The sequence below is a fragment of the Agriterribacter humi genome (genome assembly GCF_009192765.1).
Lineage (GTDB): Bacteria > Bacteroidota > Bacteroidia > Chitinophagales > Chitinophagaceae > Agriterribacter > Agriterribacter humi.
Window position 1 is genome coordinate 752,605 of sequence record NZ_VOHQ01000002.1, and the last position, 16,437, is coordinate 769,041.

Genomic DNA, 16,437 nt, shown 5'->3' on the forward strand with positions numbered 1-16,437 from the left:
TTAAGGTATTGATATTTATCAGGCGTTTTCATTGACGTTTGTCTATGTCATTTATTGCCTGTACTCAATGGAGCGGTCTTTAGGTGACAGTACCTTTGTTGTATCAAATTGACAGCGATTTAATAAACCATTTTTAATGATGTAAAAGACGAACGAGATGAATAATATAGAACAAATTAATCCGATGATGTGCGATTCCGAAACTGGTATTTGTGAAATACCTGAGGCGCTTACATCCCGTAATGATATCGGTGCTGCCGTCAAACAACATAAAGTCCGGGTACTTTATTTTACCGATCCGATCTGTTCATCCTGCTGGGGTATTGAACCGCAACTGCGAAAGCTGAAATTGGAATACGGTGAATATTTTGATATAGAATACAGAATGGGTGGCCTGCTGAAAGGATGGGATGTGTATAGCGGAAAAGATGTGAGCGGACCAACAAGCGTTGCACAACATTGGGACGAAGCAGGTGCTTATTACGATATGCCCATTGATGGCGATCTGTGGATAGAAGATCCTTTGACATCCTCCTATCCGCCTTCCATTGCCTTTAAAGCCGCGCAATTGCAGGGAGCGGAAAAAGGAATGAAATTTTTAAGAAGAATAAAAGAAATGGTGTTTCTGGAGAAGAAGAATATTACCAAATGGGAACACCTGCTGCAGGCTGCTATAGAAACAGGATTAGATATTGTAAAATTTAAAAATGATTTTGAAAACAGTGCGAAAGCATTATTTGAAGAAGACCTCGCGCTGGCAAGGCAATTGGGCGTGAGAGGTTTTCCAAGCCTTTTTTTTACCGATGAAGACAATAACCGGTTTTTGGTATATGGTTCCAAATCTTACGAACACTACGAACAGGCTTTACTGAAACTATATCCGGGCGCCGTAAAAAAGAGCATTGACACATCCTGGGAAAACCTTTTCGGCCATTATCCTACATTTACCACAAAAGAATTTGCTGTACTGGCCAATAAGCCCAAAGAGGATGCAGCATTTTTTTTAAATGATTTGTACCTGCAGCAAAAGATAGGAAAGCATGATTCGAAGAACGGTGTTTTATGGAAAGTAAGAAACTAAGCATAGTTGTTGCTATAAAACATTTAAAAAGTTAATCATGAAAAAAGAAATGGTAGTTATGAGCGGTGGTTTTGCAGGGATCAACCTGGCGAAGAAACAATAGCTTGGGGCATAATTTTAAATCACAAATTAAAAATAAAAATCATGAAAAGATTAGAAAGTAAAGTAGTCATCATCACAGGTGCTGCAATGGGACTTGGTCTCGCAACCGCAAAAGAACTTGCTTCACGGGGAGTCAATCTCACTCTTGTAGATTATAATGCAAAAAGTTTGGATGATGCCAGGGCAGAACTCAATAAAGAATTCCCTGATGTAAAAGTCATTACCGTTGTGGCCGATGTTTCCCGGGAAGATGCCGTAAAAAATTATGTAGATGAAACCGTAAAAGCCTTTGGCCGCATTGATGGTTTATACAACAATGCAGGTATTGAAGGTAAGCAGGCTAGCATTACTGAGTATGATGTGAACGTTTTTAAAAAAGTTATTGATATCAACCTGATGGGCGTGTATTACGCCATGCGTTATGTTATTCCTGTTATGCAGAAACAAAAATATGGACGTATTGTAAACGTTGCGTCTGTTGGTGGCATCCGTGGTGTGCTAAATCAAATGCCGTACGTTGCCAGTAAACATGCGGTTTCGGGCATGACAAAAAATGCCGCTCTTGAATACGGTCGGGACGGGATCAATACAAATGCTATTGCACCTGGTGCAATACTTACACCAATGGTTGCTGAAGCCTTCAGACAAGTTAATCCAACTGACCCAAAAGCTGCAGAAACAGAATATGCTCAGCGTAACCCTGTCAAGCGATTGGGCTTACCGCACGAAGTAGCCAAAGTAGTTGCATTTCTGTTAAGTGATGATGCGTCTTATTTGAATGGACAAACCATTGCAATTGATGGCGGAGAATCGAATGTTTATGGAAATGTTTAAGCCGTGAAATAACCAGGAGGAGCATCATAAAAAAACAACCTTCCGGGAAGAATACACAACGCTCCTTAAAAAATTTGATATATCTTTTGAAGATAAATACCTGTTTGATTTTTTTGATTAGCTTATTTGCAGGAGGCTCCTGTCCCGCCTTGCGAGGCTTGTACGATCGTCGCTATAAACATGGGCTCCTCCGGAATAAAGTACAGGAAAATACAGGCTCCGTTATAAACAATTTTAAAACCGGATCATGGAAAATAAGATACTGGGTTTGCATCACATCACCGCCATTGCCGGTAATGCAAAACGCAATTATGAATTTTATACAAAGGTTCTTGGGTTAAGAATGGTAAAAAAGACCGTGAACTTTGATGACCCGGGAACATACCATTTTTATTTTGGTGATGAGGCAGGAACACCCGGAACCATCCTCACTTTTTTTCCGTGGGAGGGAATCGGGCAGGGGAGAACAGGAACCGGCATGGCAACGGATATTGGGTATTCCGTTCCAAAAGACAGTCTTGAATTCTGGACAGACCGCTTTAAAAAGTTTAATATAAAACATGGTGAAGCGGCAGAAAGGTTTGGTGAGCAATATCTTTCTTTCCAGGATCCTGATGGTTTGAATATTGATCTTATTGTTTCAAATACTGACGACATAAGAAAACCATGGGAAACAGAAGAAGTTAATGCGGATGTGGCCGCAAAAGGTTTTCACAGTATTACGCTAACCCTGAAAAATGTAAAAGCCACTGCTGAAATACTGACGGATGTATTGGGTTACAAACTGCTGAAACAGGAGGGCAACCGTTATCGTTTTATTACAGATGCTATTGATCATGCAGCTATCGTAGATATACTGGAACTGCCCGGTACAGCCGCCGGTTATAATGCCGCCGGAACCAATCATCATATCGCTTTTAGAGTAAAAGATGATGATATTTTAATGGATTATCGTGAAAAAATTGCAGGCAGGGGTTTAAGCATTACACCAAAAATTGACCGTGATTATTTCTTCTCTTTATATTTCCGTGAACCCGGCGGCGTGTTGTTTGAACTGGCTACAGATAATCCCGGGTTTACAAAAGATGAGCCGCTGAATGAGTTGGGTACCCATCTCAAATTGCCAAAACAGTACGAATCATCAAGAGCTGAAATTGAAAAGGTTTTGCCTGTAATTGATTAGCCAATAATTTCCTTAATTTACAGCTATACCCAACCCTTTACCCATGGATCGGTCCGATTTTTTAAAAGCGCCTGATCGCTTCCGTTACTATTGACAAATTACCGGTTCATTTATTAAGGAATTCGGGAAGATTTACCTGCTGCAAAGCTTTGTTGCCGGTTTCAGACAAAGTTGAAGAACCTATTCCGTCCCGCATTTATGCCAAACCTGTGGTGGCTGCGGTGATTTTATTTAACGTTTGCTCTGAAGTTGTGATAGAATTTTATTACATCGTCAGCAAACAAATCGGGGGATTCCATTGCCGTAAAATGTCCTCCTTCCGGAATATTTTCCCAATGAACAAGATTTAAATTACTTTCCACCCATTTTTTAGGAGGAAGTAATACGTCCTTTGCAAATAGTGCCATACCTGTTGGAACTATAATCTTTCCTATTTTAGGAAGTGAATGGGTGTTTTCGTAATAAATCTGATTTGAAGTCCCAATTGAGTTGTTCAGCCAATAAATCATTATATTGTTCAGTAGCTCATCTTTGCTGTATCTGTTTTCAAGATTTCCGTTACAGTCGCTCCAGGAATAAAATTTTTCAAGAATCCAGGCACACAGACCTACTGGCGAGTCTGACAGTCCATATCCAAGTGTTAGTGGCTTGGTGGATTGAATGGACATATATGCACCTTCCTGTGAAATCCACTGCAAGACTGTTTGCCTATATTGTTTTTCCCCGTTAGAAAGATTTTCAATGTTGTTAGAAAAAACAATATCTCTTATAATTCCCACATCTGTAAGGTGAATGGCAATAAGATATTCAGGATATTTATATGCCAAATATCTCGTAACTCCTGAACCCATGTCGCCCCCTAATGCACCAAACTTTTCATAACCCAATTTTTCGGTCATTAATTGTTTCCATAAGCCGGCTATATCAGCATTATTTACTCCTATAGAATCAGGTAATGTTGAAAAGCCAAAGCCGGGCAATGAAGGAATAACAACATCGAAAGCATCATTTGAATTTCTACCAAAACGACCTGGGTCTGTGAGAATCGGAATTACCTTTTGGTAGCGAATAAAACTGTCGGGCCAACCGTGAGTAAGAATGATAGGTATTGGATTTTGTCCTTTACCTTTTATATGAAAGAAGTGAATATCCACTCCATCAACATTGCATTTAAATTGGGGATAGTTGTTTAATTGTTTTTCTTGAGTTTTCCAATCATATTCTTCTATCCAATAAGCCACAAAGTCTTTTAGGTATGTTTTGTTTGTTCCATACTCCCAATGGGAGCTATCTCTGCCGTTTGTCCATTTGGTGTTCTTAAGCCTCGTGGATAAATCATTTAAAATCTCACTGGAAACATCAATGCTAAAATTTTCAATTGCCATATTATGTTCTTTATTTTTAGCAGTGTTTGTCTCGCTGTTATTACAGCCAACAGTGCAGATAAGCGAAGTGCAGATAATAGCATTCTGTCCCGCCCGGCTGCCGAAGTTGATTATTTAGTTAAGTACAAGTTATAGATTTTGTCCGATAACATTCCGGTGGAGTAAACCAAAGCCGGTAACTGCAATTAGAGTATTCAAAGTTCTTCCTATCCTTAGCATATTTTAATTTTACTTCATTGTTTCGCAATATCTGTAAGTTTTAATCCTTCAGCAATTGAATCGGCAAACAAACCGGAAAAAGTACCTCACTTTTCAATTCTCCGGGTTGAGACTTCGGGGTACCTCGTCATAGATTTATATACAAAGCTTGCCATACTAATTCGTTTTATGCCCCACTCTTTTAGAACCTTAATTGAAATCTTGATCTTTTATTTTTTGTTTTGTCTTATAATGATTGAATATTTAGAAATTGGACAACGAAAAAAAATATTTTTAAAGGTTTTTCATTTTCAGTTTTATGATATGTCTTTCAGTTTCTGTTTTTGCTATTGATAGTGCTTTTTCAAAATTTGCCTTTGCTCTTTCGTTATCAATCCCTTCGTACAATTCACCAAGAAGTGTACAATAAAAGTGATTGTTTGGCAGATTTATTTTTTCAGCCTCAGCCAGCGCGATTTCTTTTCCTCTGGCTTTATACAAAGCATATAGCCTGTTTAAAGCAACAGCCGGTGAATAATTTATTTGCAGTAATAAATTGTAATGACGTAAAATTGATTCTCTCTTTTCCTTAGTCTCTTCTTTTCTACAATTCCAAAAAGCAATCCCTGCCTCTAAATGATAAGAGCTTAGCCTGTCTCCCCGGGCAGATAAATTTAAAAAATGAATACCTTGTTCTATCAAATTCTGATCCCAGAGATTTTCATCCTGCTCATCATATAAAATAAAATCGTTGTCGGCATTTTGCCGCGCATCAAGCCTTGAAGCATGAAAAGACATCAAAGCAATCAAAGCATTTGTTTTCGGCAAGTTGGTCTTGCTGTACTCTGTAAGCATCAAACCCAACCTGAGGGCTTCCATGCAAAAATCTTTTCGTAACGTTTTATTTTGAGTGGTTGAATAATATCCTTCATTAAAAAGTAAATAAATGATGTGCAAAACATTGTCAAGCCGGGTATCAATCTCATTCTCAGGCGGCATTTCCAATTGAACCTTTTCCGCTCTTAATTTTTCTTTTGCCCTGAATAATCTTTTATTGATCGTTTCTTTATTACTATAAAATGCTTCTGCTATTTCTTCAATTCCAAAACCGCAGAGTACACGCAGCGCAAGGGCTATCTGTGCTTCACTTGCAATAGCAGGATCACAAATAGCGAACATCATTTCCAATTGGCTGTCTTTAATATTTTCTGTTGAAAAATCCATCTCTCTCGTTTCTGCAATGGTATCTGCTGATAATTTTATTTGAGGAATTATTTTTTCGTCAAAGATTTTTTTACGTCTGAAGTGATATAAAGTTTTTTGTTTGGCCACCGCATATAGCCATGCCGTTGGGTTTGCAGGAATACCCTTTTCTGTCCAGAATTCAGTTGCAGTTAAAAAGGTCTCACTGACGATGTCTTCAGCGATTGCAATGTGTTGCAGTCCATAAAGTTTACTTATGACCGCAATCATTTTTGCAAATTCCTTTCGAAATAAATCGGGTATGAGTTCTGTTTCTTCACTCATTTTTTAATAATGAAACTTATCTTTTTGTAAAAGTAGAGATACCATCTCTGTGCTTATTCTTTAATCAAAAAAGCCTCTCTTATTTCTACGCTACCACCTATCTCCAACACAGGACAACCATGTGCCAGGGTAGTTGCTTCGTCTAAATTATCAACTTTTATTATGGCAAGGCCGCCCAGCTTTTCTTTTAATTCAACAAAAGGGCCATCAGTTATTACCCCGCTTGGTTTCAAAACTTTCCCTTCTTCGGAAAGTCCAAAACCAGTGCTCGATAACTTTACTTCCTCGGGGAATCCACTAAGCCAGTCATTCCATTTTTTTCGATAAGCCTTTATTTTTTCTGAATCAAAGTCAGGGCTCTTCAGTTCTGGTCGCCTGAATAATAAAACGAATTCTTTCATATTGATCTGTTTTAATTTTATTGTTTTCGTCAAAAACCTTGCCTGCCGAACTAACGGTCAGCAGGCAAGGTAATTTTCTTGTATCATTCATTAGTTCAATACTAATTGGCATGCGGCTGCCATTGTCCTGGCTGATAATCTCCTGCCGGGGTTTTAAATGCGATATTAATACGATTGTAAGTATTGATTGTGGTAACCGCCACGGTTAAGTCTACCAATTCTTCTTCAGAAAACTGGCGACGCGCTTCTTCATAAACTTCATCCGGTACGTTGCCGTCTTTCAGTTTGGTTACAGCTTCTGCCCATGCCAGTGCCGCACGTTCGCGCTCTGAATAAAAAGGTGCCTCACGCCATGCATCCATCGTATATAAACGTTGTTCGGTTTCACCTGCCAGGCGCAGATCTTTTGAATGCATGTCAAGGCAATAAGCGCAACCATTTATTTGTGATACCCTGAAATCAATTAAATTAAACAGCTGCGGTTCAACCGGTGATTTAGCGAGATACATATTCAGTCCACCCAATGCTTTGATTACTTTTTGTCCTTTTTCTAATAGATTGATTCTTTGATTCATTTTTAATTTTTTTTATTATTGAAATTGTTACACTTTAATAATGACTGAACTTTTTAAAACAGGACATAAAATATAGTTTTTCTTTTTACCCACTTATCTGGAAATACAAAGTTTAAAAAAATTATAGTTGATCAATAATACAATAATCGTAGCGAATCTTTACTACTACAAAATTTGTAAATTTGCTAATGCTGTTTCATTTGGGGCGCTTATCATGGCATCATGTCCGCCGGACAGCATCTGGTGACAGTTAAAGCCCATGCGCCTGGCCCTTTCACCAGCATTGACAAACCAGGGGAAACCGGAAAGTTGAATGAATGTTCCTGAAATACCGCTTCCTGGATTGGTAAGATTTATTATTTCAGTAAAGGTCTTGTATGGTTGGTCGCCAACCCTGGGCTTTGCCCAATCAATATCTTTTCTATCTCTAACACCAAGGTCTTCAATTTTTCCAAGAAATGGAATTCTCCACCCATCACCTTTTGACGATACTATTGTATTCAATGACGGTATGATAAGATAATCCACAACGGATTTTTTATTTTCCGGAAAAAAAGCATCCAGATACACAAGTCTTGAAATTCTATTGGCTACTTTTTCTGCTACGCCGGAAATAACCATACCAGCGTAGCTATGTCCAACCAGTATTACATTGTATAAATCTTCGTATTCAAGCATTGAAACAATATCTTCAATATGCGTACTTAAATCAATCTGTGGTGTAAGTAAGTGTGACCGCTCCCCAAGCCCTGTATTGACAGATGATTGTAATTGATTAACTACATCAAAGTCTGAAGTGATCGAGTTGTGCTAAAGTTACGATTAACCATCTTTTTTTTATTTCGCAAAATACTTTTCATCCCTTCCAGGTAATTTCTGCATTTCGGTTTCCAGTCACTGATAATATCATCTTGTTGTACCCTGTACGAATTCGTAATGAAGCCAATTATATTTTTGCCCATAAGTAGCTTTGCTAAAAATAAGGGGATGGAAAATGGTTTTTTGCTGCCTGTGAGCGTAGCTATTCCATTAGCAAAATCTTTGAATTGAATAGGAGAAAAGTCACTAAAATTGATTGTTTTGTTTTTTAACCGCTGAAAATTTTCTAATGAATACACAACCGCATTCGCAGCATCATCCACACTTATCAGGTTCCAATAAAAGTCTCCTTTACCAATAATGGGCATTTTGCGTTTGCGAACGGAATCGAATAAATAGGTTGTATTCCAGGAATCTTCAGAATAAAAACTTCCGAAACGAAGAATAACATGTCCGGTTCTTTTTTCGGACCGAATCATATTTTCCATTTCAACAGCAGATTTTGTCCATCGTATTTGTTCTTTAGCAATTGGCGTTTCGGAAGTTACAGTTGCTCCATTTTATTTCCGTAAAGAATAGTTACACTTTCCTGAATAAATATTTTTATGTTGTTTGCCACAGCAGCCTGCAACAACGCCTTTGTTCCCTCCGTTCTTATTTTATCGTTTTCCTTCCAATCATTCAGTTTGTTAGGGATTGGTTTCCTTGGGATATGTGTTGCAAAATGGAAAATTGCATCACACTTTTTTGTGGCTGCAATCATTTCGTCCGGGTTAAATAAGTTCCCTGTAACTACTTCCACACCCGCTTGCTTTAGCTGCAAAGAATTACTTGCTGAGCGGCTTAGTGCAACAACCTTGATATTTTTTTCGCTTAATAATTTCACAACCCGTGTTCCGAGAACGCCAGTTGCGCCCGTAATAAAAATCCGGTTTGCAATTAATTGATTTGACATATCATGAATTTTTTTTTGTTATTAATATTGTCACATTATAATAATGATAGAACTTTTCAAAATAGGACAGCAAGCAAATAACATTCAATTCCAACACCACAGAGAACACGCAACGAGACGGTTGTCTGCACTTCGCCTCCAATACGATATTTGTAATCCAGCTTTGCAGCGGATATTTACGCTCATCCATTATTCACCTTTTAAAGTTCATCACACTCAAATCCTAATCTTAATACGGCCTGCTGAATACGACGTTCATTAATTTCCGGATCGCACTCCAGGCGCAGAATGTTTTCCCAATCATCCAAATCAACATTCACACGATATACACCATCCATCTTTTCCAGTTCGGCGCACACTTTAGATGCTTTATAATTATCGTCAATATTTGAACGAAATACCAGAATGTTTTTGGCCGCTACAAAAATTTCAGTTAATTCCAATGTTTAAATATTTAGTAATAACAAAATGGAAATAAGAGTGATTCAAAACGCTTCTGCGTAAACTCTTCTATTGAGTTTTTAGGAATAATAGTTATCAGGCTTAGCTTCTGCTTCGCCAAAAACAATATCATCATTACCTCTGAAATTTACACTTACGTCAAAATGCCTGCAATGGGCCTCTACTTTTTGTCTAACTTCCTTTCAATGACTGTTGACCCCGTTGCATTGGATTTAACGATGAACCAGTTTTTATTGTCCTGCAATACAATCCTATAAAAATGTTCGCTGTTTGATCGCACTTCTGAAATGCCGAATATGGTTTTCCCCTGATATTTTTTATTTATTTTTTCACGAATGAAAGGTTCCAGTGCATTTTCTTTATAATATTCTATTGTCCGTGTTATTTCTCCGTTTAAATTAAGGAAAACTCTTTCGGTTACATTGTTATCCTTTTTAAAGAACACCTCATAAGAATCACCTGAATCAAAGAACACGGGATTCTTTATCTGTGGAAATTCATGATAAAATAATTCTTTGATCTTTTCCGGCGCTCCCGGTCCGGAAATGGCAAAAGTGCCGGTTGAAGCAATGATTGAAATGAAGCATAGAAAAATAATTTTTTTCATATTTTTAATTTTGATGGTGAAGAGGCAGGTCGTTTTGAAATGTATTTTGTTGATACCTGATAATGATTGAACATTTCAAAATTGGACAAGAGGAACAATTTATTTTGTAAGATTATTCATACCGGTGTCATACTGCTCCAACATGTAATCCGCACAATTGTGTCAATCAGGGCTAAGATCAGATACGGACCTGCTACTCTTGAAATCTGCAGGCGCCGATCCTGTTAATGTACGATGAGCAACCTGCCTTCAGTCTTCCTGAAACACGCTGTTCAGCGAAACCTTGTTTTGCAACGAATGGGTGTAAGACGATAATTCGTTGAGGAATTTCTCTGCCTGCTCCTTGATTTCATTTCGCACAGGTTCGTAAAAATGGCTGATCTGCTTTTCTTGTTAACTTTCATTTTGATTTGTTTTAGAAGATTAAATTGGAAACCGGACTGTGCCGGTACCTCTTTTGTAACCTGTTTTTTGCGGAAGGGGAGACTTGGTTATCCGCGGAAAGATTTTATTATTCATTTTATTTTGAATTTATTGCGTTATACGCTTTCTCTAAATCATTAATTCATATTTTATTTTTTTGCCATTATTAAATTGTTTACACCTTAATAAGGATTGAACGCTCATAAATTGGACATGCGATGTTTTTTTAATAGTAATGCCTTCATGCAAACTTCAGCCAGAGCGAACATTCCGTTGAAGCTCAATAGCAGGGATATTTTCGGACAGCAGGAAACCAAAACCTGCTTTGAAAAATACTATGGGAAGTATCCGGTAAGCATAAATAAGCCCGGCAGGTACGTGCATGTAAAGGATGATGGTATATATACCTACATGTATGAGATTGATGATGATATTAATGAACCGACAGATGGAAAGAGAAAAAGATGGAAAAAGATGGCTGGAGTTTTTCCTGGTATAAGCATTACTTTCTCTTTCTCCAAAAATCGGGTTACTGTTTTTCAAACAATAACCCGATGAAATAAGTTATATGCCTTTAATATTCGCGTCTCTTCAGTTACATTTCCTTCATTATTTCAGAAAATATCCTGTAAGACTTCACCCTGTCTTCATGATCGTATATATTGGAAACAACCATGATTTCATTCACTCCCGTTTGCTCTAAAAAGTCTTCGGTTTTTTTCTTTACTGTTTCCCTGTTGCCCACAAAACTGTACTTCAACATTTGCTGTAAAGCAGGGTTTTCCAATAGCCCTCGCAGCTCGGGCGTCATTTCGGTGGGTTCCTGGAGGTATGCGGAAACTCCTGTAAAAACAGCAAGAAACATCCGGATCAAAGAAGTTGAAATTTTTTCCGCTTCTTCGTTTGTATCTGCTGCCATAACATTGATACAGGCAATGGTGTAAGGCTCCTGCAAAAATTCAGATGGTTGAAAATTATTGTAATAAATATTGAGCGCTTCAAACATATGGGTAGTTGCAAAATGACTGGCAAAGGCATAAGGCAACCCCTTTGCTGCCGCCAAATGTGCGCTGTCGGTGCTGGAACCCAAAATGTACAGGGGAACATCCACCCCTTCTGCAACAGTAACCCGTACTTTAGCGGCACTGTTTGCCGGGGAAAAATATTGCTGAATCTGACTTATTTCTTCCGGAAATTTATACACCGACTGCATCCTGTCTGAGCGAATGGCCTGAGCTGTAACCTGGTCTGTACCCGGAGCTCTTCCCAGTCCGAGATCAATACGGTTGGGATAAAGGGAACCCAGAGTGCCAAACTGCTCGGCCACGATAAGTGGCGAGTGATTGGGCAGCATAATTCCGCCGGAACCCACTCTTATTTTCTTTGTTCGACCTGCTATGTAGCCAATGAGTACCGCTGTGGCGGAACTGGCAATACCAATTGCATTGTGATGCTCTGCCAGCCAAAAGCGATTGTAACCAAAAGCTTCTGCCTCCTGCGCCAGGCGGAGACTTTTTGTAAAGGTTTCTGCCGGAGTGCTTCCGTTGGAAACAGTGGCCAATTCTAATATGGAATACGGTATATGCTTTCGATTCATTGTCATTTCAATTCCCCGGTTTTTTGCAGTGATGATTATGACGCCATACCAACATACGCCCTTTTGATTTATTAATTATTTATTTTTAAAAAGAAGGACACTACAAAATCTACTGCCTTTTTACAATGCAGCGGGTTCTGCTACTGCTTGTTTTACAAACTGTGCATTAGCCAGCAATTTTACTTCTTCACCCAATGCAATGCCTCCTGTTTCTGTAAACATGCCAAAACTTACGCCAAAATCTTTACGGTTTATTTTACCGCTCAGCGAAAATCCAATGCGGGTATTGCCCCAGGGATCTTTTGTAATTCCACCAAACTCAGCATCCAGCACTATATTTTTTCTCACGCCCCTCATTGTCAGCACTCCATAAACCTTATAATCTTCCTCGTCCAGTTTTTCTACTTTTTCTGCTTCAAAGATCAATTGAGGATGATTTTCAACATCAAAAAAATCATTGTTCTTTAAATGCGCATCCCTTTGTTCATTATTGGTACTGATAGAATTAACATCTGCGGTAAAAATTGCTTTGGCCGTAGCAAAATCTTCAGCTTCCATTTCGATACTCCCTTCAAACCGGTTAAACTGCCCTGTTACGGTTGAGATCATCAAATGTTTTACTTTAAACTGAATCTCGGAATGTGTGGGGTCTATTGCCCATTTGGTCGTTGTCATTTTTTTTGTTTTTAAATTGTATGTGGTTATTATTATAAATTTTGCAGCACTGCTGGCAGGGCTTTCCGAAGTGGGGAAAATTCCGTTCACCCCATTTTGGTAAATCGCTTGTTAACGGCTGCCTTACTGTTCATTGCTAACACTGAGGTTTAATTTCAGCTTTTTAGTTAGCCTTTGTAAAAAATGAAATGTCATTCATTTTGCCTTGACGGTATTCGCTGTATAGTCGTGAAATATCTTCCTGACTGTCTCCAATAAAGGGTCCGTGAGAAACGATAGGATTGCCCTGTGGTTGTGCTGAATATAAAAGAAAACGAACTCCGGTATCACCGGCAGTCAATCTTAATTCACTTGAAGTGTTGTCAGTATATCTATCCAGCCAACCAACCTGGTTTTGACTAATAATTTTATCATCGTCACCTGCTTTTAAACTTCCTTCCAATACATATAAAAAAGTAGTGAAGGATGATGGAATATTTTGGAGCGTTGATATGCCTGCCTGCATTTGAATGTCTGCAAGTATCAGGGGAACATAATTGGATACAGGTGATGTAACGCCTGCAAATGAACCGCTATAAATCTTTATGTTCAATCCATTTTCAGATACTATTGGAACATCCTTCAATGACAAATCCTGCAGCTTTGGCATAGTCCATCTTTTATCTTTTGGGAGATTTAGCCACAACTGCATAAGACGCATTTTGACTTTCTTATCAATTGTTTCCGTGTGAACCACTCCGCTACCTGCTGTCATTATCTGCAAATCGCCAGCTTTCATTTTATGAGCGCCATCACCCATTTCGCCTTCAATCAACAAACTAACAGTTTCAAAACCGGCATGTGGATGTGGTCCACCCACTGGCACTTCGTCCTTCTTATCAAGCATATCATCCATTAATACAATGAAAGGGTCACTTTGTGTGTAGTCGGTTTGAATAACAGCGCGGGCTGTATGTCCTGCTCCCAAAAATCCCGGACGAGGCTGGGGAGTTTGAACGTTAATTAGTTTTCTTTTGGTGGTCATAGTATTTTCTTTTAATGTTATATATTCAACTTTAATTCGTTAATGCAAATTTACCATTATTTACTATACCTTTGTAAGTACTATACCAATGTATAGCACTATACTTTATGATAGCCAAACAAAAAGCAATGAAAAAATCGGTTGAACCCGTGCACTCAGAATGTATGGGGATGTTACGCCCGATACGGGATGCATTAGATGTTTTAAATGGCAAATGGAAACTTCCCATTATTGTAGCGTTAACCTTCGGCGAAAAGCGTTTCGGGGAAATATCGAAAGAGGTTCAGGGCATTACCGACAGAATGCTATCCAAGGAACTGCGCGACCTGGAGATAAACGGGCTTGTAAAGCGCACAGTGGAAGACGCTTATCCTGTTAAAGTTACTTATGCCTTAACGCCGCACAGTAAATCGCTTAACGAGGTAATTGAATCGTTAAAGAAGTGGGGAATATTGCATAGAAAAAATATTTTGCAGCGTTCATTAAAGAAATAGATAATTCCTTAAAAGAGCAACTTGAAATGTATTCGCAAAACGAATAAAAAAAAATTAACTTACCTCCAAATAATATATGCATAAAGGCCGATTGGAAGCATTTAGTGATGGAGTTATTGCCATTATTATAACCATTATGGTTTTAGAGCTGAAGATTCCGCATACTGATAACATTGCCGGGCTTAAGCCTCTATGGCCTGTGCTGATGAGCTATATGCTCAGCTTTATTTATGTGGGCATTTACTGGAATAACCACCATCACATGCTGTTTGCCGTGGAAAAGATCAATGGTACCGTATTGTGGGCCAATCTGCATTTGCTTTTTTGGCTGTCCTTAATTCCGTTTGTAACTGCCTGGATGGGTGAAAATCATTTTACGAAATGGCCCGTTGTATTATATGGTATTGTTTTGATCATGAATGCCATTGCTTATACGATCCTGGCGGCAATACTCATGAAACGGGAAGGGAAAGAGAGTAAACTTTCAAAGGCATTTGGTAAGGACTGGAAGAGCAAGCTATGTGTTTTGATTTATGCTGTGGCTATCGGTATGGCATTTATAACCACAACCATCAGCTTAATGCTTTACCTGTTGGTTGCCATTATCTGGTTTATTCCTGACCTGCGTATTGAAAGAGTTTTGACGGGCAGTGAAAAATACTGATACCATGCTATGATAATCTGGGCTTTAAATATTTAATTCTTAAAAAAAGATTATGGAAGATGTTAAACTGGAACTGAATGAAAAAGGACATGGGCATTTTTATATTTTAGATGGAGAAGAACAGGTGGCAGAAATGGTGATAAGTATTGCTGGTGATATGTTAACGGTGTATCATACCGAAGTGCTGCCGAAGGCAGAAGGCAAAGGTTTGGCAAAGCAATTACTGGCTGCCATGGTGGATCATGCCCGGAAAAATGGGTTGAAAGTAATTCCGCTTTGTCCTTACGTACATGCACAGTTTAAGCGACACCCGGATGACTATGCGGATGTGTGGCATAAGTCTGATCAATAAAAAACAATACTGTTGACCAACGGAAAGATCATCGCTTCTGCGGAAGCGGAAAATAACGGAGAACAATACACTACCCCGGTACGATCAGGTGAACATGCCTGGGTGGCCGATGAGGCGGAAGCAGTGGGAGGGAAGAATGCAGGTCCAGCCCCGGGCGATTATCTGTGTATGGCCCTGGCATCCTGTAAAGCCATTACGCTGCGCATGTATGTGCAGCGCAAGCAATGGAATATTGATGTGATTAACGTAAAAGTAAGCCTGGTGAGAAGTAATGAAATACCTGCGGGTACGAATACATTTTATTGTAAGGTTAGCGTAAGCGGCAGCATGGATGAAGAGCAGCAAAAAAGAATATTGCATATAGCCAAAGCCTGCCCGGTTAGCCGCTTGCCAAGTAAGGCCAATGAAGTGGTTACTGTTATTTTGTAAAAGATTATGCGAAATGAAACTTATAATTAAAAATATGGTTTGTCCCCGCTGCATTAGTTCGGTGGAGCAAATTTTAAAAGACAATAAATTGCAAGCCCAATACATACGTTTGGGAGAAGTGGAATTAACCAAAGATCCCGGTAAAAATAAATTGGAGCAGTTTTCCGGGGATCTTACCAAAAACGGGTTTGAATTATTAGACGACCAGAAAATGCAGTTGATCGAAAAAATTAAGAACCTGCTGATCGGCAAAGTGCAGCAAGGAAATGTAGAAGATCATTTTAGCGTAAGCAAATTCCTGGGAAAAAAAATATTTAAAGATTATTCTGCGCTCAGTAAATTATTCTCTGAAGTGGAAGGCATCACCATTGAGCAATTCTTCATTTTGCAAAAAATAGAAAAAGTAAAAGAATGGCTCATGTACAATGAGCTGTCTTTAAACCAGATTGCCTTCAATTTGGGCTACAGCAGTACACAGCATTTGAGCAACCAGTTTAAAAAACTCACCGGAATGACGCCAACACAATTCAAACAATTAGGCGCAGCGCACCGCAAAGGGCTGGATGCTGTTCACTAATGATCCGCTTCTGCAATTAAGTATACTTTTTATCCATAACAATGTAACAGCGTCTGCACTATAGTTTGGAACT

21 protein-coding genes are annotated in these 16,437 nt (G+C 38.8%); 9 read left to right on the top strand and 12 right to left on the bottom strand.

Features of this window, described 5'->3' with window-relative positions:
* Positions 1 to 157: 157 nt before the first annotated feature.
* The 3 genes from FRX45_RS06240 to FRX45_RS06255 all read left to right on the top strand — a co-directional run bounded on the left by FRX45_RS06240 (position 158) and on the right by FRX45_RS06255 (position 3,200).
* Positions 158 to 1,081, top strand: a complete 924-nt coding sequence (locus tag FRX45_RS06240) for a ClpXP adapter SpxH family protein (protein WP_152267513.1) — start codon at positions 158 to 160, stop codon at positions 1,079 to 1,081.
* A 144-nt stretch (positions 1,082 to 1,225) separates the two neighbouring features.
* Positions 1,226 to 2,017, top strand: coding sequence for a glucose 1-dehydrogenase (locus tag FRX45_RS06245; RefSeq protein ID WP_152267514.1), 792 nt, complete (start codon positions 1,226 to 1,228; stop codon positions 2,015 to 2,017).
* Positions 2,018 to 2,264: 247 nt separating this feature from the next.
* Positions 2,265 to 3,200, top strand: coding sequence for a ring-cleaving dioxygenase (locus FRX45_RS06255; RefSeq protein WP_152267515.1), 936 nt, complete (start codon positions 2,265 to 2,267; stop codon positions 3,198 to 3,200).
* A gap of 227 nt (positions 3,201 to 3,427) precedes the next feature.
* Here the strand turns inward: FRX45_RS06255 and FRX45_RS06260 are convergent, their stop codons facing one another.
* The 9 genes from FRX45_RS06260 to FRX45_RS06300 form a co-directional block, all read right to left on the bottom strand.
* The gene (locus FRX45_RS06260; protein ID WP_152267516.1) at positions 3,428 to 4,585 is read right to left on the bottom strand and encodes an epoxide hydrolase family protein; all 1,158 of its coding nucleotides are present in this window, start codon (positions 4,583 to 4,585) and stop codon (positions 3,428 to 3,430) included.
* Positions 4,586 to 5,077: 492 nt separating this feature from the next.
* Positions 5,078 to 6,310: an RNA polymerase sigma factor gene (locus FRX45_RS06265; protein ID WP_152267517.1), complete on the bottom strand. Its 1,233-nt coding sequence runs from the start codon at positions 6,308 to 6,310 to the stop codon at positions 5,078 to 5,080.
* Positions 6,311 to 6,363: 53 nt separating this feature from the next.
* Positions 6,364 to 6,711 (bottom strand): YciI family protein, encoded by a 348-nt coding sequence (locus tag FRX45_RS06270; protein WP_152267518.1) that lies wholly within the window; start codon positions 6,709 to 6,711, stop codon positions 6,364 to 6,366.
* A gap of 101 nt (positions 6,712 to 6,812) precedes the next feature.
* Positions 6,813 to 7,286: a carboxymuconolactone decarboxylase family protein gene (locus FRX45_RS06275; RefSeq protein ID WP_152267519.1), complete on the bottom strand. Its 474-nt coding sequence runs from the start codon at positions 7,284 to 7,286 to the stop codon at positions 6,813 to 6,815.
* 165 nt (positions 7,287 to 7,451) lie between these two features.
* Entirely contained in the window at positions 7,452 to 8,087 is a 636-nt protein-coding gene (locus FRX45_RS06280) for an alpha/beta fold hydrolase (RefSeq protein WP_394350020.1), read from the bottom strand.
* Positions 8,066 to 8,593: an NAD-dependent epimerase/dehydratase family protein gene (locus tag FRX45_RS06285; protein ID WP_152267521.1), complete on the bottom strand. Its 528-nt coding sequence runs from the start codon at positions 8,591 to 8,593 to the stop codon at positions 8,066 to 8,068. The genes FRX45_RS06280 and FRX45_RS06285 overlap by 22 nt, the downstream gene beginning before the upstream one ends.
* A 56-nt stretch (positions 8,594 to 8,649) precedes the next feature.
* Entirely contained in the window at positions 8,650 to 9,060 is a 411-nt protein-coding gene (locus FRX45_RS06290) for an NAD-dependent epimerase/dehydratase family protein (protein WP_152267522.1), read from the bottom strand.
* A gap of 200 nt (positions 9,061 to 9,260) precedes the next feature.
* Complete coding sequence (locus tag FRX45_RS06295) at positions 9,261 to 9,503, bottom strand: heavy-metal-associated domain-containing protein (protein ID WP_152267523.1); 243 nt, start codon at positions 9,501 to 9,503, stop codon at positions 9,261 to 9,263.
* A 179-nt stretch (positions 9,504 to 9,682) separates the two neighbouring features.
* Positions 9,683 to 10,129, bottom strand: a complete 447-nt coding sequence (locus FRX45_RS06300; protein WP_152267524.1) for a hypothetical protein — start codon at positions 10,127 to 10,129, stop codon at positions 9,683 to 9,685.
* A gap of 666 nt (positions 10,130 to 10,795) precedes the next feature.
* On the opposite strand from FRX45_RS06300, the gene FRX45_RS06305 reads away from it, so the two are divergent.
* Positions 10,796 to 11,110 (top strand): hypothetical protein, encoded by a 315-nt coding sequence (locus FRX45_RS06305; protein WP_152267525.1) that lies wholly within the window; start codon positions 10,796 to 10,798, stop codon positions 11,108 to 11,110.
* A gap of 37 nt (positions 11,111 to 11,147) precedes the next feature.
* Here the strand turns inward: FRX45_RS06305 and FRX45_RS06310 are convergent, their stop codons facing one another.
* From FRX45_RS06310 to FRX45_RS06320, 3 genes are all read right to left on the bottom strand, one after another.
* The gene (locus tag FRX45_RS06310; RefSeq protein WP_226805028.1) at positions 11,148 to 12,155 is read right to left on the bottom strand and encodes an LLM class flavin-dependent oxidoreductase; all 1,008 of its coding nucleotides are present in this window, start codon (positions 12,153 to 12,155) and stop codon (positions 11,148 to 11,150) included.
* 114 nt (positions 12,156 to 12,269) lie between these two features.
* Positions 12,270 to 12,824: a YceI family protein gene (locus tag FRX45_RS06315; RefSeq protein ID WP_152267526.1), complete on the bottom strand. Its 555-nt coding sequence runs from the start codon at positions 12,822 to 12,824 to the stop codon at positions 12,270 to 12,272.
* A gap of 163 nt (positions 12,825 to 12,987) precedes the next feature.
* A complete protein-coding gene (locus FRX45_RS06320) occupies positions 12,988 to 13,848 on the bottom strand; it encodes a pirin family protein (RefSeq protein ID WP_152267527.1) in 861 nt (286 codons plus the stop codon).
* 128 nt (positions 13,849 to 13,976) lie between these two features.
* Here FRX45_RS06320 and FRX45_RS06325 point away from each other — a divergent pair, with 128 nt between their 5' ends.
* The 5 genes from FRX45_RS06325 (at position 13,977) to FRX45_RS06345 (ending at position 16,364) form a co-directional block, all read left to right on the top strand.
* Complete coding sequence (locus tag FRX45_RS06325; protein ID WP_152267528.1) at positions 13,977 to 14,342, top strand: winged helix-turn-helix transcriptional regulator; 366 nt, start codon at positions 13,977 to 13,979, stop codon at positions 14,340 to 14,342.
* A 76-nt stretch (positions 14,343 to 14,418) separates the two neighbouring features.
* A complete protein-coding gene (locus tag FRX45_RS06330) occupies positions 14,419 to 15,006 on the top strand; it encodes a TMEM175 family protein (RefSeq protein ID WP_152267529.1) in 588 nt (195 codons plus the stop codon).
* A 52-nt stretch (positions 15,007 to 15,058) separates the two neighbouring features.
* Positions 15,059 to 15,358: a GNAT family N-acetyltransferase gene (locus tag FRX45_RS06335; protein WP_152267530.1), complete on the top strand. Its 300-nt coding sequence runs from the start codon at positions 15,059 to 15,061 to the stop codon at positions 15,356 to 15,358.
* Positions 15,359 to 15,370: 12 nt separating this feature from the next.
* The gene (locus tag FRX45_RS06340) at positions 15,371 to 15,787 is read left to right on the top strand and encodes an OsmC family protein (protein WP_152267531.1); all 417 of its coding nucleotides are present in this window, start codon (positions 15,371 to 15,373) and stop codon (positions 15,785 to 15,787) included.
* Between the two features lie 13 nt (positions 15,788 to 15,800).
* Entirely contained in the window at positions 15,801 to 16,364 is a 564-nt protein-coding gene (locus tag FRX45_RS06345; RefSeq protein WP_152267532.1) for a helix-turn-helix domain-containing protein, read from the top strand.
* The last annotated feature ends 73 nt before the right edge of the window (positions 16,365 to 16,437 follow it).